This is a genomic window from Microbulbifer mixtoriginis (SeqCode) (assembly GCF_052467705.1).
In genome coordinates, this window is record NZ_CP174322.1 from 3,943,561 (window position 1) to 3,963,681 (window position 20,121).

Annotated in this window: 20 protein-coding genes; 12 read left to right on the forward strand and 8 right to left on the reverse strand. The window is 52.5% G+C overall.

Annotation, left to right across the window (positions count from 1 at the left end; genetic code table 11):
* Positions 1-8: 8 nt before the first annotated feature.
* The 4 genes from hisG to ACJJIB_RS17275 form a co-directional block, all read right to left on the reverse strand.
* On the reverse strand, positions 9-644 hold the full coding sequence (hisG, locus tag ACJJIB_RS17260) for an ATP phosphoribosyltransferase (RefSeq protein ID WP_444886963.1): 636 nt from the start codon (positions 642-644) through the stop codon (positions 9-11).
* 59 nt (positions 645-703) lie between these two features.
* Positions 704-1,966, reverse strand: a complete 1,263-nt coding sequence (murA, locus tag ACJJIB_RS17265) for a UDP-N-acetylglucosamine 1-carboxyvinyltransferase (RefSeq protein WP_252082993.1) — start codon at positions 1,964-1,966, stop codon at positions 704-706.
* Positions 1,967-2,008: 42 nt separating this feature from the next.
* Positions 2,009-2,242: a BolA family protein gene (locus ACJJIB_RS17270; RefSeq protein ID WP_444884033.1), complete on the reverse strand. Its 234-nt coding sequence runs from the start codon at positions 2,240-2,242 to the stop codon at positions 2,009-2,011.
* Positions 2,243-2,329: 87 nt separating this feature from the next.
* Entirely contained in the window at positions 2,330-2,983 is a 654-nt protein-coding gene (locus ACJJIB_RS17275) for an MlaC/ttg2D family ABC transporter substrate-binding protein (RefSeq protein ID WP_252082995.1), read from the reverse strand.
* Positions 2,984-3,397: 414 nt separating this feature from the next.
* Between ACJJIB_RS17275 and ACJJIB_RS17280 the strand changes: the two genes are divergently transcribed.
* The 12 genes from ACJJIB_RS17280 to yjgA all read left to right on the forward strand — a co-directional run bounded on the left by ACJJIB_RS17280 (position 3,398) and on the right by yjgA (position 12,792).
* Positions 3,398-4,369, forward strand: a complete 972-nt coding sequence (locus ACJJIB_RS17280) for a KpsF/GutQ family sugar-phosphate isomerase (RefSeq protein WP_444886964.1) — start codon at positions 3,398-3,400, stop codon at positions 4,367-4,369.
* Between the two features lie 63 nt (positions 4,370-4,432).
* Entirely contained in the window at positions 4,433-4,972 is a 540-nt protein-coding gene (locus tag ACJJIB_RS17285) for a KdsC family phosphatase (RefSeq protein WP_444886965.1), read from the forward strand.
* A complete protein-coding gene (gene lptC, locus ACJJIB_RS17290) occupies positions 4,972-5,538 on the forward strand; it encodes an LPS export ABC transporter periplasmic protein LptC (RefSeq protein ID WP_444886966.1) in 567 nt (188 codons plus the stop codon). The genes ACJJIB_RS17285 and lptC overlap by 1 nt, the downstream gene beginning before the upstream one ends.
* On the forward strand, positions 5,525-6,073 hold the full coding sequence (lptA, locus tag ACJJIB_RS17295; protein WP_444886967.1) for a lipopolysaccharide transport periplasmic protein LptA: 549 nt from the start codon (positions 5,525-5,527) through the stop codon (positions 6,071-6,073). Before lptC ends, lptA begins: the two co-directional genes overlap by 14 nt.
* Positions 6,074-6,164: 91 nt before the next feature.
* The gene (gene lptB / locus ACJJIB_RS17300; RefSeq protein ID WP_444886968.1) at positions 6,165-6,890 is read left to right on the forward strand and encodes an LPS export ABC transporter ATP-binding protein; all 726 of its coding nucleotides are present in this window, start codon (positions 6,165-6,167) and stop codon (positions 6,888-6,890) included.
* Between the two features lie 193 nt (positions 6,891-7,083).
* Positions 7,084-8,529: an RNA polymerase factor sigma-54 gene (locus tag ACJJIB_RS17305; protein ID WP_444886969.1), complete on the forward strand. Its 1,446-nt coding sequence runs from the start codon at positions 7,084-7,086 to the stop codon at positions 8,527-8,529.
* A gap of 181 nt (positions 8,530-8,710) precedes the next feature.
* Positions 8,711-9,001 carry a ribosome hibernation-promoting factor, HPF/YfiA family gene (hpf, locus tag ACJJIB_RS17310; protein WP_252083002.1) on the forward strand — a complete coding sequence of 97 codons (291 nt, stop codon included), beginning with the start codon at positions 8,711-8,713 and terminating at the stop codon, positions 8,999-9,001.
* A gap of 3 nt (positions 9,002-9,004) precedes the next feature.
* A complete protein-coding gene (ptsN, locus tag ACJJIB_RS17315; protein ID WP_444886970.1) occupies positions 9,005-9,466 on the forward strand; it encodes a PTS IIA-like nitrogen regulatory protein PtsN in 462 nt (153 codons plus the stop codon).
* A gap of 127 nt (positions 9,467-9,593) precedes the next feature.
* On the forward strand, positions 9,594-10,454 hold the full coding sequence (gene rapZ / locus ACJJIB_RS17320) for an RNase adapter RapZ (protein ID WP_444886971.1): 861 nt from the start codon (positions 9,594-9,596) through the stop codon (positions 10,452-10,454).
* A gap of 20 nt (positions 10,455-10,474) precedes the next feature.
* The gene (locus ACJJIB_RS17325; RefSeq protein ID WP_252083005.1) at positions 10,475-10,744 is read left to right on the forward strand and encodes an HPr family phosphocarrier protein; all 270 of its coding nucleotides are present in this window, start codon (positions 10,475-10,477) and stop codon (positions 10,742-10,744) included.
* 106 nt (positions 10,745-10,850) lie between these two features.
* Entirely contained in the window at positions 10,851-12,218 is a 1,368-nt protein-coding gene (gene mgtE / locus ACJJIB_RS17330; protein ID WP_435583621.1) for a magnesium transporter, read from the forward strand.
* A 64-nt stretch (positions 12,219-12,282) separates the two neighbouring features.
* A complete protein-coding gene (gene yjgA / locus ACJJIB_RS17335) occupies positions 12,283-12,792 on the forward strand; it encodes a ribosome biogenesis factor YjgA (RefSeq protein ID WP_252083006.1) in 510 nt (169 codons plus the stop codon).
* A gap of 150 nt (positions 12,793-12,942) precedes the next feature.
* Here the strand turns inward: yjgA and msrB are convergent, their stop codons facing one another.
* The 4 genes from msrB to ACJJIB_RS17355 all read right to left on the reverse strand — a co-directional run bounded on the left by msrB (position 12,943) and on the right by ACJJIB_RS17355 (position 20,028).
* A complete protein-coding gene (gene msrB, locus ACJJIB_RS17340) occupies positions 12,943-13,476 on the reverse strand; it encodes a peptide-methionine (R)-S-oxide reductase MsrB (RefSeq protein WP_444886972.1) in 534 nt (177 codons plus the stop codon).
* A 106-nt stretch (positions 13,477-13,582) separates the two neighbouring features.
* Positions 13,583-17,854, reverse strand: coding sequence for a YhdP family protein (locus tag ACJJIB_RS17345; protein WP_444886973.1), 4,272 nt, complete (start codon positions 17,852-17,854; stop codon positions 13,583-13,585).
* Positions 17,855-17,932: 78 nt separating this feature from the next.
* The gene (gene rng, locus ACJJIB_RS17350) at positions 17,933-19,420 is read right to left on the reverse strand and encodes a ribonuclease G (protein ID WP_444886974.1); all 1,488 of its coding nucleotides are present in this window, start codon (positions 19,418-19,420) and stop codon (positions 17,933-17,935) included.
* A complete protein-coding gene (locus ACJJIB_RS17355) occupies positions 19,417-20,028 on the reverse strand; it encodes a Maf family protein (RefSeq protein WP_444884023.1) in 612 nt (203 codons plus the stop codon). Before ACJJIB_RS17355 ends, rng begins: the two co-directional genes overlap by 4 nt.
* Between the last annotated feature and the right edge of the window lie 93 nt (positions 20,029-20,121).

A 20,121-nucleotide genomic window follows, 5' to 3' on the forward strand; every position in this document is an offset into this window, starting at 1 on the left:
AAAATCTTCTAATTCTGCGCGACAGCTGTCGACAATTTTTCAATCAGCTGACTGATTGGCTGATACTTCATCTTCATGGCGGCCTTATTGACAATCAAGCGGCTACTGATATGCGCAATCATTTCACGAGCTTCAAGGCCATTGGCTTTTAAGGTATTACCACTATCGACTATATCTACAATTTCATCGGCAAGATCCATCAATGGAGCCAACTCCATTGCGCCATATAGCTTGATAATGTCCGCCTGCCGCCCTTGAGCGGCATAATGTCGCTTGGCGCTCTCAACAAATTTTGTTGCCACTTTTATCCGCCCCTTCGGCAGAGCGGCCCCCTTCACCCCTGCGGTCATCAGACGACAGCGCGCAATACCGAGATCAAGAGGCTCATAAATACCGTCAGCATGATGTTCCAGCAGAGTATCTTTACCAGCAACCCCCATATCCGCAGCGCCATGCTGCACATACGTGGGGACATCAACACCACGCAAGAGAAGCAGGCGCACTCCCTCGCAGTTGGTGGGGAAAATCAGCTTGCGGCTTTTCCCTAGGTCTTCAAGTGGTTCCAGACCCGCCGCTGCGAGTAGAGGTAAGGTTTCTTGCAGGATACGCCCCTTGGTCAAGGCGATCGTGATTTGCATAGTCATTATTAAGCCGGCTCTTCTTCGAGAGCCGCCCCGGCCAAAGGGGCGGCTGTCTCAACTTGCTAACCAGGTACTCGGCGAATACTCGCCCCCAGTTGCTGTAATTTTTCCTCAATACATTCATAACCCCGGTCTATATGGTAGATACGGTCGACTGTGGTAGTGCCTTCAGCAACCATACCTGCAATCACCAGACTTGCCGAAGCGCGTAGATCCGAGGCCATCACGGGTGCTCCTTTAAGCTTCTCGACACCTGTGACGAAAGCCGTATTACCCTCAAGGGTGATATCAGCACCCATACGATTCAACTCATGAACCTGGATCAGCCGATTCTCAAAAATAGTCTCCACCACGGCGCCTTTACCCTCAGCTACGGCATTCATAGCGGTAAACTGCGACTGCATATCGGTGGGGAAAGCTGGGTAAGGTGCGGTGCGGAAACTCACCGCCTTAGGGCGGTTGCCCTTCATATCCAGCTCAATCCAGTCATCACCACAGCTCAGGTGTGCGCCAGCCTCCTCAAACTTCACCAATACCGCATCGAGGATGTCCGCACGGGTATGCAGAAGCCGAACCTTTCCACGAGCTGCTGCCGCAGCGGCAAGAAAAGTGCCAGTCTCGATGCGATCCGGCATAACGGTAAAGGTGCAAGGGGTCAACTTGGGGACGCCGTGGATGCGCATAGTGTCAGTGCCAACACCCTCTATCTGTGCCCCCATGGCAATTAGGAATTCTGCCAGGTCGACGATCTCAGGTTCGCGCGCGGCATTGTGCAATACCGTGGTGCCCTCTGCCAAAACTGCCGCCATCAGCAGGTTTTCTGTACCACCGACAGTAACCTTCTCCATAACGATATTGGCGCCTTTAAGGCGGCCATTGGAGCGGGCCCGGATAAAACCACCGTCAATGGTTATTTCTGCACCCATCGCCTCCAGCCCTTTCAGGTGGATATCCACCGGACGACTACCGATCGCACAGCCGCCAGGGAAAGAGACATTAGCTACGCCGTGGCGGGCCAGTAGCGGGCCCAAAACCAAAATAGAGGCGCGCATGGTTTTCACCAGCTCGTAGGGCGCCGTCAGATCGTTGACCGAACGGGGGTCTATTTCAACACCCAGCTTCTCATCAATTGTGACATCACACCCCATACAGCGCAGCAGGGTGATCATCGTGGTGATGTCATTAAGGTGTGGCAGGTTATGAATATGTACCGGACCATCGGCCAAAAGTGCTGCGGCCAAAATTGGCAGAGCGGAATTCTTCGCACCAGAAATTCGCAGGGTGCCGGAAACTGGGCTACCACCCTCTATTATTAACTTATCCATTCGGTCTCGTATTTCGGGAGTCACCTGAATACAGGCGACAGGTTATCGACTGGCTTCTTCTGGAGTAAGGGTCTGCATTTGCACGGCGTGCAAAGTGCCGTCGGCAATTTTGTCATTTAGCGCCGCATAAACCAGCTGTTGCTTTTTCAAGCGGCTTAGGCCTTCAAAGGCGCTGCTCACCACAGTCACCATCAGGTGGCTACCTTCAAAGGCGACGTCGACATTACTCTCGGGGATATGACCCTCAATGAGGGTTTTGATTTCATCTGGTTGCATAGGTGGGATTTGCGTTAGTTAAAAAACATCACGCAAGTGTACTTGAATCATGGAGGGTGCGCAGCTGCGCACCCTGAAGTTCGCCGACTAGCTCACTTTATCGGCAACATCCTGTCCTGCGGACCAGTTGGAGATTACCTTGTCGATATCCCCATAAGACTGCATAGATTGAGAAAACTGACTGCGGAAAGTTTTACCCAAATTAACGCCATTTAAGATAACGTTAATCAGCTTCCACTCTCCAGCGCGGTTACGCACCAGAGTATAAGAAACTTTGGTAATACCCTCTTTGCTGCGCACTTCCTGCAAAACATTAACCCGGTTCCCACTGGGCAAAGTTCCCGGGTTGACCACTTTCACATCGAGGTCGCCAAAATTTGCTACACCCCGAGCAAATGTTGCCACCAAATCTCGACGAAAAGCACTGGAAAAACGGGAGCGCTGGGATGCAGTCGCCTGTTTGGCATAACGCCCCATAACACCGCGCGCGATAAAATCAAAATCCACAACCGGCGTCAGGACCCCCTCAATAGCACTGTAATATCTCTGCGGATCAGAGTTGGCATATTGGGCATTTGAGCGAATCACACTCAACAGTTTTTGGGAAACCCCTTCAATCATTACATAGGGGTTTTGATCGGCATTCGCAGCGGGGACCACAGCAGACACCAATACTGCGCAAAGTACAAATCTTAGCCACCGGGAAAAACCGTACCGACCAATCCAAAATGATGTATTCACAAATACTCTCCAATTAGCAAATCATTCCTTGGACGCACACAGCGTAAATAAGTGCCATGACGAAGCTGCTGGCAATCAGTCCCAGTAAATGGGAAATTGTCGTTCATCCGCTGAGTGACATAGCTGACAGCAGCGGCGGCAGACTATACCATGACCGCGCCCGGTGGTGTGGCAGTGTACGAGCGTGTCATTTGACACTCCGGCAGGCGAGTGGTTTTCCTACATGCCTGTTGGGTGTTCGTATATAGATTAGCACGACAATCGCAGGGACAACTGCGTCAAACATAAGTGATAAAGTCTCCCCCCTAACGCTCAAAGGGCTCACCATAAAACCGGACGAAGATAAGTCATCACTTTTTTACCTTATAAAATTAGAAACTATTAAATTAGAAGTCAGTTATTCAGAGGCACCCAATGACCCAGGATTTGATATTGCAGGCCGGGCAGCGCACCGTGCGAATGGAAACGGAAGCTGTTGCCGCACTGGAACACCGGATCAACGGCGACTTCCAGCGCGCCTGCGAGATGATCCTACAGTGCCCCGGACGTACCATCGTAACTGGCATGGGTAAGTCAGGGCATATCGGGCGTAAAATAGCGGCTACCCTTGCCAGTACTGGCACCCCAAGTTTTTTCGTTCATCCAGGGGAAGCGAGTCATGGCGACCTGGGAATGATCACTCGAGACGACTTGGTGATAGCCATCTCCAATTCAGGCTCTTCCGCTGAAGTACTTACCCTACTGCCATTGTTGAAGCGCCTGAGCATCCCCATGGTCAGCATGACTGGCAAGACAGATTCTCCCTTGGCGCAGGCGGCAGAGGTAAACCTGGATATTTCAGTGCAAACTGAAGCATGCCCCTTAAATCTGGCACCAACCTCATCAACCACTGTCACCTTGGTTATGGGTGATGCTCTGGCCGTGGCCCTACTGGAGGCGAGAGGCTTTACGGCTGAAGACTTCGCTTTCTCTCATCCTGGTGGAGCACTTGGCCGACGCCTGCTACTGAAAGTCGAAGATGTTATGCACGCAGGGGAAGAACTACCTCAGGTCCAACCCGATACTTTGCTATCTAAGGCCCTACTGGAAATGACCAGTAAAGGGTTTGGTATGACCACTATCGTCGACGTAAAAGGAGAACTGCTTGGCGTGTTCACCGACGGGGACTTGCGCCGCGTAATCGATCACAAAATTGAATTAGATAAAGCCACTATGGAACAGGTGATGAGTCGCCGCCCCAAAACGGTATCCGCCGAGACCCTGGCTGCAGAGGCACTACGCATTATGGAAGATTACAAGATCACCGCGCTGGTTGTGGAGGATGAAGTCCACCACCCGATCGGTGTATTACATATGCACGATATACTGCGCGCCGGCGTAATCTGAGATAATCAAACAATTTGCAGGGCCCATTAGTGCTCTAAAAAACAGTAAACAAGGACAACTCTGGTGGTTTCAGAAGAAGAAATAAACGCAGTATTGCAGAAAGTACGCTGGCTGGTATTGGATGTAGATGGCGTCCTCACCGATGGCAAGCTGTATTTCGACAATAACGGCAATGAGCTGAAGACCTTCAATACCCTCGATGGGCACGGCATTAAAATGCTACAAAATTCCGGGGTTCGCGTAGCCATTATTACAGGGCGACGCAGCTCAGTAGTGGAACGCCGCGCTCACGATCTTGGCATCACTAAACTGATCCAAGGGCGCGAGGACAAATTTATAGCACTGCAGGAGCTCTTAGCCGACGAGCCATGCCGCTTAGAAGATATCGCCTATATTGGCGACGACTATCCTGACCTTCTGGTTATGACCCGTGTCGGCTGCCCAATAGCCCCTCCCAATGCAGCCCCTCCAGTCAGAGAGCGCGCCCTGTGGATAACCCGAACCCGCGGTGGTGAAGGCGCTGTACGCGAAGCCTGTGACCGAATTATGCAGGCCCAGGGAACATTTGACTCTGCACTTGCCCCCTATATTGGTGAGCAATAATGCGTACCTGGCTACCGCTGCTATTAGTAGTGTCGCTAATCAGCGCTGGCCTATGGCTTTCGGAGAGCCCGCCAGATCAGCTGCTGGGAATCCGCCCTACCCCCCAGCAGCATGACAAAGCGGCAGAACTGATCATCCGAAACGCCAAGACACGCCACTTTAATGAGGAAGGAAATCTAGCCTATCGCGTGGACGCAGACCAGATAACCTACTACCAGTTTAAACGTCGTGACCGGGCAGACCTGACCGAACCTCGCATGGTTTTTTACCAAGATGACCAGCCTAAATGGCGTACCGAGTCCCGGGAAGGAGTGGCACACAATCGTGGTGAACGAATAGTCCTGAGTGGCGATGTAGAAATTGATGAACTACCCACCCCTGGTGGCATCAAATTGGAAACGTCCAGTATTACGATCCTGCCCGCGAAGGAATTCGCCGAGACAGACAAAGTTGTTACTATAAGCTCTGGCCCAAACCGCACCACCGGCAAAGGCATGCGCGCTTACTTGAATGAAGACCGGATGGAAATCCTATCCGATGTAAAGAGCATCTATGACACTGACTAATTACCGCCATCTGTTAAAAGTCACCACCATCGCAGCGCTCCTGCTCACAGCTTCATCGGCTTTTGCACTGCCTGAGGACCGCCAGCAGCGGATCAATATAAGCTCTGATGCAATGAATGCAGGTCTAAATAATAACCTAGTGGTATATAGTAATAATGTTGTTATAACTCAGGGGTCTTTAAAAATACAGGCGGACCGCGTTGAGGTTTACTTCACTCCAGAAAAGGAAATTAGCCGTGTAGTGGCCGTGGGTAAACCCGCACATTTCCAGCAAAAGATCCTCCAGGGTGAGAACCCCGTAAAAGCCCGAGCCCAACGCATTGTATACCGAGTGGGCTCTGAGGAGTTGCAACTAACCGGTAAAGCCCATGTTGACCGGGAAGGCAACACACTGACAGCGGAAAAAATTGACTACGATCTCACTACCGAGCAAATGAGTGCCAAGGGCCAAACAGGGAAAGGGCGTGTAGAGATGACCTGGAAGCCCGAGAAGAAAGAGAGCTCGCAAGACGCCAATGATAATCAAGGTCAGTAACTCCCCAGCTACCACCCCTGTATAAGTAACAAATATTATTGCACCGGCGGGCATCACTTAGCCCGCGGCATGGATAGATTCGGTACACACTATGCCAACGCTCAAAGCGTTACACCTCGCGAAACAGTATAAAAAAAGAAAAGTCGTCCAGGATGTCACTGTCAGTGTTTCCAGTGGACAGGTCGTCGGCCTCCTCGGCCCCAACGGTGCCGGCAAAACAACCTGCTTTTATATGATTGCCGGGCTGGTGCAGGCCGACGCTGGCAGGGTGATGATCGACGATGAGGATATAACCCGGCTATCCATGCACGGACGCGCACGCAAAGGTATCGGTTATCTCCCCCAAGAAGCCTCTGTATTTCGCCGCTTGACGGTAAAAGACAATATCTTAGCAATCCTTGAAACCCGCAAGGACCTCTCAAGAGACGAGCGGCAACAACAGGCCCAAGCACTACTTGAGGAATTTAATATAACCCATATCGCGCAAAGCCTGGGTATGGCCCTCTCTGGTGGAGAACGACGCCGAGTTGAGATTGCCCGCGCTCTGGCCACCAACCCCGGCTTCGTCCTGTTGGACGAGCCCTTTGCTGGAGTAGACCCCATATCGGTGAACGATATCAAGGAGATCATCCGCCACCTGCGTGATCGCGATATTGGCGTACTAATCACAGACCATAATGTTCGCGAAACGCTGGATATCTGTGAGACCTCTTACATTGTCAGTGAAGGTCATATCATCGCTGCAGGCACGCCGGATGAGGTTCTCGCCAACCAACAGGTGCGCGAAGTTTATTTGGGACACGAATTCACTATTTGAGGCTAACCACCAATTTCTGTCCTTAAATTCTTCACTTAAGACGGGAATAATCATAATTCTGGAAACATAGCACCAGCTATCATGCCAGGACCGGCACGCTTATTGCTTGTAATAGATTGAAGAGAGGGGTAGTCTGCGCCATCTTAGGACAATTTGATCGACACCCTGTCTTATCGGCCTGCGGCGCTCCACTATGAAGCAGTCTCTCCAGCTCAAGCTCGGCACACAGCTGACCATGACCCCCCAGTTGCAGCAAGCAATTCGCCTACTGCAACTCTCCACACTCGATCTGCAGCAAGAGGTCCAGGCAGCACTGGACAACAACCCGATGCTGGAAGCGGATAGCGAAGAGCAATCCGTAAAGGTGGATGAAAATCAACCACAGCCTGAGCAAACACCGGAAAACACAACACAGCCGGTAGAAGAGCGCGAACTGGCCGAGGGGGACTGGGACCAGGCAATTCCTGATGAGCTGCCCGTCGACTCGCGCTGGGATGATATCTACACCAATAACAGCGGCGGCCACGAGTTAGATTCCTCCAGCTATGAGCGTAACACCACCTCCATCGGCCTTCAGGATCATCTACGCTGGCAGCTGAATTTGACCCCCTTATCTGAGCAGGATAAGTGGATCGGTGAAAACTTAATTGATGGCATAGCCCCCAGCGGCCTCCTTGGCACTTCTGTGCAGGATGTCGCCACCTCTTTATCGATCGATGAAGATGAGGTGCTCGCGGTTCTGAAGGCTATTCAGCAGTTTGATCCCGCTGGCTGCGGGGCTCGGGATCTCAAAGAATGCCTGCAATTACAACTGCAGCAGTTGCCCCCAAGTACCCCTTGGCTAAGCCAAGCGCAAAACATTATTGAGAAACACTTGGACTTACTTGGCAAAAGGGATTTTCGCCAGTTGAGTCGACGCACACGACTCACTGAAGCCCAGCTAGGCGAGGCCATTCGCCTAATCCAGACCTTAAACCCCAGTCCGGGAGAGAGCTATGGCGGGCAAGAACCGGACTATGTAATTCCGGATATTGTCGTTTCCCGCAAAACCCTTCGCTGGCACGTAGAATTGAATGCAGAGATCACCCCAAAGATCCGTATCAATGACCACTACGCCTCCCTGGTCAAGCGTGCCGACAACTCCAGAGATAACAATTTTTTGCGGGATCACCTGCAAGAAGCACGTTGGTTTATGAAGAGCCTGCAGAGTCGCCACGAGACTTTACTCAAAGTAGCCAACTGTATTGTCGAAAAGCAGCAAGGTTTTTTTGAAGAAGGCCCGGAAGCCATGCGACCTATGGTGCTGGCAGATGTTGCTGAATCTATTGGCATGCATGAATCGACCATATCCAGGGTGACCACCCAGAAATACATGCTCACGCCTCGCGGCGTGTTTGAGCTCAAGTATTTCTTTTCGAGCCACGTCAGCACAGACTCCGGTGAGGATGCCTCTTCAACCGCTATCCGCGCACTGATCCGCAAGCTGATTGACGCAGAGACCCCTCGCAAGCCGCTCTCAGATAACAAAATTACCCTAGAGCTCGATAAACAGGGTATTAAAGTAGCCCGCCGCACTGTGGCGAAATACCGCGAGTCAATGGGAATTCCCTCCTCCAGCGAGCGAAAACGCTTGGTCTAAAGGGGCCGCTTGGGTTTCGACTCATGAGGTAGGCCAAGTCATAACCTGGCACCAATTACTACACCTTCGCAACCGAACTCCAAACTTTGAGTGTATCCTTCCATTCTGGGCCACTTCCTAGTAGGGTTGCGACCCGAAAGGAGGCTCGCCGTAATGTGATGCACCTGGTAAGGAGAAATCCATGCAGATCAATATTAGTGGTCACCACGTCGACGTTACCTCGCCAATGCGCAGCTACTGTGAGAACAAGCTGGAAAAGCTCTCAAGGCATTATGACAATATAACCAACGCGCAAGTCATCCTATCCATAGACAAGCTGATCCAGAAAGCCGAAGCCCGAGTACATATCAATGGTCACGATCTTTGCGCGGGTTCGGAAGACAAGGACATGTATGCGGCCATTGATTCGCTTACAGACAAACTGGACCGCCAACTGAAAAAACACAAAGAGAAGTTGCAGAACCACCGCTGAACTATGACACTGGAAGCTTTACTCTCTCCCCGCCTCAGCCTTTGCCATCTGGCGGGGAGCAGCAAAAAAAAATTGCTGCTCAATATTGCCCAGGCTGTAGCCGAACAATATCCACAGCATGACTCTGACACCATATTCAACCAACTGATTGCACGCGAGCGTCTAGGCTCCACAGGAATTGGCGAAGGTGTGGCTATCCCCCACTGCCGCCTTCCTGGATGTGAGCACCCCATTGGCGTGCTCTGCACTACAGAACCCGCCATAGATTTCGACGCTATCGACCGACAGCCTGTCGATCTGCTCTTTGTCTTGCTGGTCCCTGAAGATTCGGAACAACAACATCTAGATACACTGGCAGAAATCGCTGCGCTCTTCTCTAACACCCATGTCCGGGACAAGTTGAGGCAGGCTGACACTAGCGACGCACTCTACGCCCTAGCTATAGATTCAGCCGCAGCGGCCTGATTCTAGCTTTGCGCTCATATCCTGGTAATCCGATTCCGGAGTCACGACTTATAAATTACCGCCAGGAATATAAACACCATTCAATTAACGATTAAATGGTATAAAGAGCTAAAAAGAGGGGGTCCCCATGCGCTTGATTATCATCAGCGGCCGCTCCGGCTCTGGTAAAAGCTCCGCACTTCAACTACTCGAAGATGCGGGCTTTAACTGCATCGACAATCTGCCGATTAGCCTGCTACCCGAACTCATCAAGCGGGCTGAGCAGCAAACGACTAAAGGGGACACCCCCCTTGCTCTGGGAATAGACGCTCGCAATCTCTGGCAGGATATCAAACAGGCCCCCCGAGTTATTGAAGCCCTGCGCAGTACCGGCGTAGAGTGTGATGTAATCTACCTGGACGCCCGCGAACCTGTACTGGTACAGCGCTTCAGCGAGACCCGCCGCAAACACCCCCTAAGCAATGATTGCACCCACTTGCTCGAAGCCTTGAAACAAGAAAGAGAGCTGCTAACACCCGTCTCAGCCATGGCGGATATGGTGATAGATACCAGTAGCCTCGGTTTGCACGAGTTACGGGAGCTGATTAGAAGCCGCGTGGTGGGCGGACATTCGGAAGGGATGGCAATACTTTTCCAGTCTTTCGGTTTTAAATATGGGGTGCCAGTGGATGCCGACCTGATGTTCGACTTACGCTGCTTACCAAATCCCTACTGGGAACCCAATCTTAGGAAAAAAACCGGATTGGACCATGAAGTAGCCGAATTTTTACGCTCCCACCCCAAAACTAACAAGATGGAAGCAGATATCACCGGTTTCCTAGAGAACTGGCTACCCTCTTTCCAGGAGAGCAATCGCAGCTACACCTGCATCTCCATTGGCTGCACCGGAGGGAGACATCGCTCAGTTTATATGGTTGAACAACTGGCGCGCACTTTTCTACACAAATTTGGCAATATTCAAGTCCGTCACCGCGAACAACAGAGATAGTCCATACAAATCCGCTACCTATGCAAAAACAGCGCCTCACCATCATTAACAAGCTCGGGCTGCACGCTCGCGCAGCCAGTAAGTTTGCCCAAACCTCTGCCCGCTTTTCTTCCAACATCAAAGTGCACTGTGGCGATAGATCGGTGGATGGCAAGAGCGTTATGGCGCTTATGCTACTTGCCGCCGGGCAGGGTACAGAGTTGGAGCTGGAGGTTGAGGGCCGTGATGAGAGTGACGCACTCGGAGCTATCAGCACTCTCGTCTCAGAGCGCTTTGGAGAAGCCGAGTAATTTGCAAAGGCGAGCGGCTCTGGATAGAGTCCGCCATGGCGTAATAACGCCGCGACTTTCTTATGGTCTCTACTCCCTAAACACCGCTGAGCAGTAAGGATTTATCGTGTCCAGCCCACCCCAAGCCGAAATCAAGTTCCGCGCGCAAAACCAACTCAGCGAGTTGTTCGCCGCCCTCGATAGTGGCACCGGGCAGGAAGTCCGGCGCATGCTCAAAACCCTGACCCCGCAGAGTATTGCGCAGCTTTTGGAAAGCTCCCCCCCGCGTATTCGCCAGGTTCTGTGGAACCTGATCGATCGGGATGTCGAAGGTGAGGTACTGCAAGAGCTCACCGATGAAGTGCGCAGTCAAATCCTCGATACCATGGATACCGAGGAGATGGTGGAGATTATGGAGGGGCTGGATGCGGACGATATCGCCGATATCCTTCAGCAGCTCCCCGAACGTGTCGTCTCTGAAGTCCTCTCAGCAATGAGCGAAACCGACCGCCTGAGGGTGGAAAGCGTACTCGCTTACGATGAGAATACCGCTGGCGGCTTAATGGACACCGATACTATCTCGGTGCGCCCCAACTTAAGCCTGGATGTGGTGCTGCGCTACCTGCGCCGCCATGAGCAGTTGCCGGAATCCACCGATAGCTTATTTGTAGTCAATCGACGTGGCCAATATATCGGGCTGCTACCGCTTTCAAAGCTTCTCACCACAGACCCCTCTGTCACGGTACGCGAGGTCGTCAATACTGATGTGGAGCCAATTCCCGCCGATATGCGCGATACAGAGGTGGCCCGGCTGTTTGAAAAGTATGACTGGATCACCGCACCAGTAGTGGATGAGCACAACCGCCTACTGGGTCGAATTACAATCGACGATATCGTCGATGTTATTCGCGAAGACGCTGACCACTCACTGATGAGTATGGCGGGCCTCGATGAAGAAGAGGACACCTTTGCTCCGGTAAGGCGCACTGCGCGCAGGCGCGCCCTCTGGCTCGGTATTAATCTGCTCACAGCCCTTCTGGCCTCATGGGTAATCAGTCTGTTCCAGAATACGCTGGAAAAAGTCGTTGCCCTGGCGGTATTGATGCCGATTGTCGCAAGTATGGGGGGGGTGGCCGGCAGCCAGACACTCACCGTGGTGATCAGGGGCATGGCTCTGGGCCAGATTGGCAAAAGTAACCTCAGTTGGCTACTCTCGCGGGAACTCGGCTCTGCATGCCTTAATGCCCTGCTTTGGTCTCTGGTGATGGGGCTAATCGCTGCACTCTGGTTTGACGACATTACCATTGCGGTCATTATTGTTGCGGCCATGGTAATCAATTTGATTGTGGCAGCGATGGCAGGAGCAATCTTACCGGTTGTATTGCGGGCAATAAAAATCGATCCGGCATTAGCCGGTAGTGTCGCACTGACAACCGTCACCGATGTGGTGGGGTTCATGTCCTTCCTTGGCCTCGCCACCTGGTATTTTGGCTGAAAGGCAATACACTCCCCGCTCAAACAGAGCCGGTACGATCCGGAACTTTTATACGGAACTGAAGATGTACGAATACGATGATGAAGACCTGCCCAAGAGCAAGACGCAGGTAAAACAGGAGATGCACGAGCTGCAGGCCCTGGGGAAGCAATTAACCGAACTATCTAAAGCCCAGCTCGCCGAGGTGCCCATTGATGAGGATATGCGCGAGGCAATAGACACCTTGGGGCGAATCAAGTCCAACGAGGCTCGCCGTCGCCAAATGCAGTATATTGGCAAGCTGATGCGCAGTGCAGATCACGAAGCGATAGAAGCCGTGCTGAATAAGTTTAAAGAGCGAGACCAGCAGCACCTGCGCTTCGATAAAATGGCTGAAGACTGGCGCAGACGCCTACTCGAAGAAGGTAATAGTGCCCAGGGTACCTTTTTTGACCAGTACCCCCAGATAGACCACCAGCATTTACGGCAGTTGGTACGCGACTCCCTGCGCGAGATCAAAAACAGCAAACCACCCAGCAATCAGCGCAAGCTGTTCCGCTACCTGCGTGATTTCTTTATTCAGGCATCACAGTAGTTCTCATTCACCCACCGCATGTCACACGGGCGGCCCTGCTCCGCCCATAAACTCAATTGACTTATACCAAAGCCAAATTGCATCAATTAAAACTACAAAAGAGTCTCGCTCAAACCAAAAATCAGACAAAGATAGTATGAGATCTAGCGATTATTGTTTGACATCCCCGGCCGGCTCAAAATCTAAGGCCAGCGAGTTCAAGCAATACCGCAGGTTTGTCGGTGGTGGACCATCCTTAAACACATGCCCCAGGTGCTCTCCGCATTTGGACAATACCTCTGTGCGCCTGAGCCCCCAGCTGAAATCATCCTTTAATACGATATTCTGCGGATAGGCCACATCCCAAAAGCTGGGCCAACCAGTACCCGATTTAAACTTGTGCTTTGAACTAAAAACCGGCAGACGGCAGCCTGCGGTGACATAAACACCTTCTTTTTCGTTGTATAACAATTTGCCACTAAAAGCCCGCTCCGTATCTCCCTGCCAGAGAACCTTGTAACGGTCCTCGGGGAGTAGCTGCTTCCATACCGACTTGGGGATCTGCTCTAGCCCTCTGCCTTCGGCTATACGTGATTTGGCTTCCGCCACTGTCATATTCTGGATTCTTTGGTCATCAGCCTCAGAGCAGGCCGATAGAATCAGGGCAAACACCAACAGGGGCCATAAGGCCGGGGACCTCACCATCTTGCAAACTCCTGTCCTCACTCAGTTATACCTACCTAATAGGATAGAGAACTAGATGCACATGCAGTTGAGCTCTTTCTGGAAGTGTATCCTCCCAATAAGCAGGCTAAGAGCCCGCTTCATCCGCCAAAGGAAGCGTTGGTGCACGACTGATTCCCTGATCCGGTTTTGCCTGTTTCCCAGCAGCCTCAGAGGCGGCCCCCTGACGCTCTGCACCATCTCCATCAAAGAGTCTCTCAAAACGCATTTGAGGGTCAGCCCAGTCACCGCTGATGCGATAACTCACACTGGCCATCTTCTTCACCTGCTTTTTAAACGCTTTACTGATGAGATAAACGCCTGCCGCAGCCGGCAATCCCCCAGCAAGAGCGGCAACCAGGGCTAGGTTGTTACTTACTGGCAAAGTCGCCACCAGGGTCAAATCCAAATCTTCCCGCAAAAGATTGACCCTTCCCGCCATCTGCAGCTCACTGGTTGGCCCCTCAACCTGAATAGGCACTGCAATCAACAACTGCCCATCCCCTTCGAACACGACCTCTCCACGCACTCGGTCGAAAGCCATACCACTCTTATAAAGGTCGGAGAAATCCAAGCGCAAGCGGCGCGCCCAGGTATCGAAATTAAACAGCGATAACAACCGCAAGACCGTTGAGCCAGCAGTACCGGTGGAACGAAGGAAGCGGCCATCACGAATATCTATTTTCAAATCTCCGGAGAGCAAACTACCCTTGGCCATGGCCGGAGACCCATCCCAGCGCAAGGCTGTATCAAAGGTCGCAGACTTACTTTCAATAAGCGGTTCATGCCCCATCTCACGCTGAATATCAGCGAGATCATCTGCTGCCAGGCGCCCAATAAATTGAGAGGAATTATTGCCCTCCGCATCGCGCATCCACATCAATTGCGCTCCCAAGGCTTTTTCACCACCACCACGTCCCTGCAGATGGAACCCGCGGACACTACCGCGAATATCGCTTAGAACCAGGCGGTCTTCGGATGGCCGAACTTCAAAAGACCAGCGCCCGAGCTCCTCACCCCCCACTCGCAGACTTTCCGTGCTGAAATCCAGGGCTGGCAGCGTCTGAAAATTAAAATCTGCCCAGGGGTCCAACAACTCTTCCGCAAAGGGCTGCTCAGCCAATGTAGCGCCGGAAATAGTCTGCCTTTCTTCAGGAGCAGGAAGGCGTAAATGCGCCAACTTTAAACGCAGAGGTTTTTGCCCACCGAGCGTTCCCGAAAGTCTTCCCGCCGCCATTTCACTATCAAAATCTAACTGCCACTTTGAACCCACTCCTCCGCCTGTGACATGAATATGCTCAATAGCCACTGTTCCCAATTGCAGGCTATCTGTGCTTAGGTCAAGACTAATCGGTAGTGGACTGGAAACATTGTCAGTTGTCTGTCCACTTTGGGGAAGTGCAGTCAGGCCATCCAGGTTGCTTGCTTGCACCTTATGAATCAGTGATGGTGCTTGTTCGGGCTGAGCGGATGACTCTTCAACAACCGATGAGTCATCTCGGTAAACGCCCAACAGCTTTTCCCAGCGGGGTAAATCAACATTGGAAATGTCGCCAAGGATACTCACCCCTCTTTCTTCAGGTAATTTCGCCTCGGCATTGAGCGCAATAGCCGCTCGCTCAAGAGCTCCGTCCACCAGCCAAAACTGCCCTTGCAGGTGCTCACCGTAATTCAGGTGAAATAAGCTGCCCTGATCACCAATGGGGGCACGCAATACAAAATTCGTTTTACTTTCAGAGGGCTTAGCCAGGGGCTCCGGAAGGTTTACCGCCACACCAGCAAGATTTGAGGTCAGCTCGAAAACTGCAGCGTAGGGGGCCTCTTTAGATTTTGCTGGGATGGTAATAAGTGCCTGGTAACCCATGGTACCTTCAAGCCATCTCAGCTCGGGACGCTGGCTCCAGCTGTAGATCGACTCAGTACTGGCTCTGCCATCCACGACCACCTGCGTATCGCGCGCATCGGCATCACCTATATGACGTATGCTCGCATTTATTGGCCGCCCCCAGAGCTGACCTTTCAGCTCAGTACCTTCGAGTCCTGTATCGCTGTCAAAAATGACATCACCAGCCAGAGCCTCAGCATGCAAGCGCAGATTTTGCAGCTGTAAATCACCACGACTCAACTGCAATTCAACTCTTTGAGCTGGTGATACTGAAGCACCACCCAGGGGCTGAGTGAGGTTCAGCTGCCCGCGAATATCTCCCGACAACAACCACTCATCAAAAGCATTGCCGAGCTGTTTGCGCAAAGGGGATTCGCGCAACAAGCGCAAACCATCAGCAGCCGGCCCTTGAAGCTGGGCGGTCACATCCAGACGTGAGCCTTTATCTTTTTGTGGGGTTACTTCCACTAAAACTTTATTCGCATCCACTCCCCAAACACGGGCCTTGTCTGCACTGACAGAAACATTGCCATCATCCAGCCTGAGTAGGCCATCAACAGACTGAACCTTAGGCCATTCGTCGGCATACTTAAGATTGGCGCCAGAAAAGTCTGCAGCCAACTGTACTGTTTGACGCTTATTGTGAGCCCCCAGCGCACGTAGTGACTCATCCTTGCCATTTTTGCGATAACTGCTGCCACGGTAAATAAATGCGGCAGTCTCAACCCGACCAGGATTTCCGTTGCCCAGCCCCTCATTCAACCAACTGCGCAAGTCTTCACTGACATTTGTCGGCACCAGCTTCTCTTGAACGCCAACATCCGCATCACGCAGAGAAAGCGACAGGAGTAAATCCGTTGGACGACTCTGAGGATGGAAAGGCAGGGACAACAAAAACTGCCCGCGAACTTCGCCCAGATTTCCATCTAATAGCAAAGGGCCAGAGAAGACATTGATTTCATTCGAATCCTTACTAAGGCTCCAGGCCAAAGTACCGCTGGCTTGCTCAAAAGAGAATGCCTCGGAGTAAAGATTTGGAAACCCTGCTTGCAAGTTCGAGCCATCCAATTCCACCCGGCCATCGTTACCGGCAAACTCCATGTAGCCACTCAAGCCGGCCACTGATGGCGCACCGCGGAATGCCTGCGTGCTGATATTGTGCAAATTGGCACTCAGGCTCACCGCACCTTGCGCTTCTTTGCGCAGCTGCACGCGTCGCAACTGGCCAGAAGGCTTCAGGGACGTCAACCACTCGCCTGCAGCACCCTGCAAAACATCCAGCCGAGTGAGAATATCGCTCCATCCCGCTAAATCGATCACATCTGCGGACAGTGCTACTCCCTGAAGGTCGTTACTAACCTGCAGGTTTAGCGGTGGCATCTGCAAGCCCTGCCAATCGATTTGGGTATCCTGTAAAGCCAAACGCCAATGTTCACCGGGCAGCCAGCGACCAGAAATATCTCCAGAAAGCGCCCGTAAAGGTGCCATTATGTGATCTCTGTTTTGTACCAGATCACTACTTTCATGCTGACTTTTGCCCTGACTGCTTTTCTTCGGCGCCTCTTCTGGCTGATCCAAGTTTGATACCTGAGCAAGGTCTACTCGTCCGACCAACCGATAACCACTGCTCGCATCGCTATGCAGCCACAGGCGTCCATCCGCCCACTTACGCCCACTCCAATGAAATCGGTCGGGTAGAGGGGTCAACTGATGGAGTAGTGACACAATATCCTGGTCCAACAGCAGCTCATTGAGCTGCATATAACCTCGCAGTGAAAATTGTTTTTTATTGCGCGGGTTACCACGCCCCTCCAGCACCAGGCGGAGAGTCTCAGTGTTGCTAGCCTGCTCTTCGCCTTCGCGGGAGATAAAAGCGCGGGCCGTAAGACGATGAAAATCACCTCGGTTTTCCAGAGAAATTTGTGGCAAGTTGAGCTCGGCAACCTGCTCATCAGGCAGCCTGACAGTGATTGCCGCATCGCTAATCCAGACCTTGGGGCTCAACTGGAAAAGTCGTGCCGGGTCCGCTGCCTTGGGATTGGACACAACCCTGCCGTCAGGCTTTAGGGAGATATCGGGGAAGCCGTCCAGACGCCACTCGCCCTGCTCATCTCGGCTGAGTCCAGCCGTAAAGGCGTGCATTTGCAGGTCTTTCCACACCAGCTCACGATTCCATAGGCTGGCGAGCAAATCCAGTTGGAACAGACCGTGTCCCATACGCAACTCGCCCTTCTGCCCCAGACGCAGGCCGTCGAGCTGTAATGAGACTTGCAGTGCTTCCCAGCGCAGGGAGATACGGTCCATCTGCACCGGAACTCCCAACTGGCCGCTGAGCCAACGGCTGATCTGCGGGCGATATTCCTCAACTTGAGGCGATAGCAGGCGTCCGGTTTGTACAAGGATCGCCAGGGCAATCACCAAGCTTACCGATAACAACCAGAACTTTCGCGCAAGCCAGCGCAATAGGATCATCATCACCCCCACTCTTCCATGGTGCTGTCGCAGGCATCGCAACGACCAACATCGAAAAACTGCGAGGAGGCTAATAATGATTTACACAAGAACAATGTCGTACTGCTCCTGATTGTAAATGGGCTCTACTTGGAACTGTATGGGCCTGCGAATAAATTCCTCCAGATCGGCGACATTCGCCGACTCTTCATCCAGCAGCAGATCGATTACCACCTGACTGGCCAAAACCATGATTTTTTCACTATCGTAGGCGCGCGCCTCACGGATAATTTCCCGGAAGATCTCAAAGCAAACTGTTTCCGCACTCTTTAAAGTGCCGCGCCCCTCGCACACAGGGCAGGGCTCGCACAGGATTTGCCCAAGAGATTCCCGCGTACGTTTGCGGGTCATCTCTACCAAACCAAGTTCGGAAACCCCGGTAATACTCGACTTAGCGTGATCCCGCTCGAGGGCCTTCTCCAGGGTGCGCAATACCTGACGTTGGTGCTCAGGATCTTTCATATCGATAAAATCGATAATGATGATTCCCCCCAGGTTGCGCAGGCGCAGCTGGCGGGCGATTGCCGTTGCCGCCTCCAAATTCGTCTTGAAGATAGTCTCTTCCAGGTTGCGGTGACCTACAAATGCGCCGGTATTGACGTCGATAGTACTCATCGCCTCGGTTTGCTCGACAATTAAATACCCCCCGGACTTTAGCGTCACCTTATGCTGTAGGGCGCGGCGAATTTCCTCCTCAACCCCATACAGATCAAACAGGGGACGCTCACCGGGGTAGTGCTCGAGTCGTCCAGCTATTTCTGGTGCATACTTGCCTGCAAATTCTGCCGCGCGACCGTGCGCCTCGCGGGAGTCTATACGAATCTTCTCGGTATAAGGGCGCGCAAGATCACGTAGGGCACGCATAAATAGCGGCAAATCCTCGTAAATTACAGAGGGCACTACCCGCTCCTTGATGCGCTGCTCCAACTCCCCCCAAAGTTTGTAAAGAAAGGGGATATCCCGTAGTAACTCCTCCTCGCTAACACCCTCAGCCACGGTGCGCAAAATAAAGCCTCCATCAGCGGAAAGGCCATCTTCGGCGAGACGTGACGAGGCGGCCTCCACCAGCTTACGCAAGCGCTCGCGCTCTCCCTCATCCTCGATACGATTGGAGATCCCGATATGACGGGTTTGCGGCATATAGACGAGATAGCGGGCAGATACTGACAAGTGGGTGGTCAGTCTCGCGCCTTTACTGCTAATAGGATCTTTTACTACCTGAACGACCAGGGGCTGCCCCTCCCGCACGAGAGCGCGAATATCAGCAACTTCAGCATCCCTGGACTCCATCCCATCATCATCCAGGGGGGCGATATCAGAGGCATGGATAAACCCGGCTCGCTCCAGGCCAATATCCACAAAAGCCGCCTGCATCCCCGGCAATACCCGAATCACCTTGCCCTTATAGATATTGCCAACAATGCCCCGACGTGCACTGCGCTCCAGGTAGACTTCCTGTAGCACACCATTTTCTACCAGTGCCACTCGGGTCTCTGTTGGGGCAACATTGATCAGCAATTCTTCACTCAAGACTTGGCCTCCTGCCAGTAAGAAATCCCGGCCTGTTCCAGCATCGGAACTAACGCCTCCAAGGGCAGGCCAACCACATTGCTATAACTGCCGCTGATAGACTCCACTAACGCGGCTCCCATTCCCTGAATACCGTATCCTCCAGCTTTATCGGCGGGCTCACCGGTGTGCCAGTAGTCTTGAATACTCTGGACTGATAATTGGCGAAAGCGCACCCGGGTTTCCACCAGACAGCTGAATTGCCTGTGCTGACTGCGAAGACAAATCGCAGTCAGCACAGAATGCTCTCTGCCCGATAGGGCCGACATCATGGACTCAAAGTCAGTAAAATCCCGCGGTTTCTCCAGGAGACGCTCACCACAAAGTACGACTGTATCGGCCCCCAGGGCCCAGAGCCCGGCCTGTTCTGGTGTCGCCAATAACCCGGCCACAGATTTTTCCTGCGCCAAGCGCTGAATATATTCTTGGGGAGTCTCTGAAGCTTCTTTCTGCTCAGGCACCGAGGGCGGGCATTGGGAAAACACAACGCCTATTTGCTCCAGCAATTCGGCTCGACGTGGCGACCCCGAAGCAAGAAGAAGGCGATTCGAAGAGGTGATATTTGTCACTGTACTACATATTCCCTGTGGGCCAGCGGCTGATTATAGCGATACTGATCGAAAAATGATCAGAATTTTACATTGATTTACAGACTGACGAGA

What these genes read in the sequence shown, in the direction of transcription:
- hisG (WP_444886963.1), bottom strand. Translation starts at nt 644, where the DNA reads ATGACTATGCAAATCACGATCGCCTTGACCAAGGGGCGTATCCTGCAA.
- murA (WP_252082993.1), bottom strand. Translation starts at nt 1,966, where the DNA reads ATGGATAAGTTAATAATAGAGGGTGGTAGCCCAGTTTCCGGCACCCTG.
- ACJJIB_RS17270 (WP_444884033.1), bottom strand. Translation starts at nt 2,242, where the DNA reads ATGCAACCAGATGAAATCAAAACCCTCATTGAGGGTCATATCCCCGAG.
- ACJJIB_RS17280 (WP_444886964.1), top strand. Translation starts at nt 3,398, where the DNA reads ATGACCCAGGATTTGATATTGCAGGCCGGGCAGCGCACCGTGCGAATG.
- lptC (WP_444886966.1), top strand. Translation starts at nt 4,972, where the DNA reads ATGCGTACCTGGCTACCGCTGCTATTAGTAGTGTCGCTAATCAGCGCT.
- lptA (WP_444886967.1), top strand. Translation starts at nt 5,525, where the DNA reads ATGACACTGACTAATTACCGCCATCTGTTAAAAGTCACCACCATCGCA.
- lptB (WP_444886968.1), top strand. Translation starts at nt 6,165, where the DNA reads ATGCCAACGCTCAAAGCGTTACACCTCGCGAAACAGTATAAAAAAAGA.
- ACJJIB_RS17305 (WP_444886969.1), top strand. Translation starts at nt 7,084, where the DNA reads ATGAAGCAGTCTCTCCAGCTCAAGCTCGGCACACAGCTGACCATGACC.
- hpf (WP_252083002.1), top strand. Translation starts at nt 8,711, where the DNA reads ATGCAGATCAATATTAGTGGTCACCACGTCGACGTTACCTCGCCAATG.
- ptsN (WP_444886970.1), top strand. Translation starts at nt 9,005, where the DNA reads ATGACACTGGAAGCTTTACTCTCTCCCCGCCTCAGCCTTTGCCATCTG.
- rapZ (WP_444886971.1), top strand. Translation starts at nt 9,594, where the DNA reads ATGCGCTTGATTATCATCAGCGGCCGCTCCGGCTCTGGTAAAAGCTCC.
- ACJJIB_RS17325 (WP_252083005.1), top strand. Translation starts at nt 10,475, where the DNA reads ATGCAAAAACAGCGCCTCACCATCATTAACAAGCTCGGGCTGCACGCT.
- yjgA (WP_252083006.1), top strand. Translation starts at nt 12,283, where the DNA reads ATGTACGAATACGATGATGAAGACCTGCCCAAGAGCAAGACGCAGGTA.
- msrB (WP_444886972.1), bottom strand. Translation starts at nt 13,476, where the DNA reads ATGGTGAGGTCCCCGGCCTTATGGCCCCTGTTGGTGTTTGCCCTGATT.
- ACJJIB_RS17345 (WP_444886973.1), bottom strand. Translation starts at nt 17,854, where the DNA reads ATGATGATCCTATTGCGCTGGCTTGCGCGAAAGTTCTGGTTGTTATCG.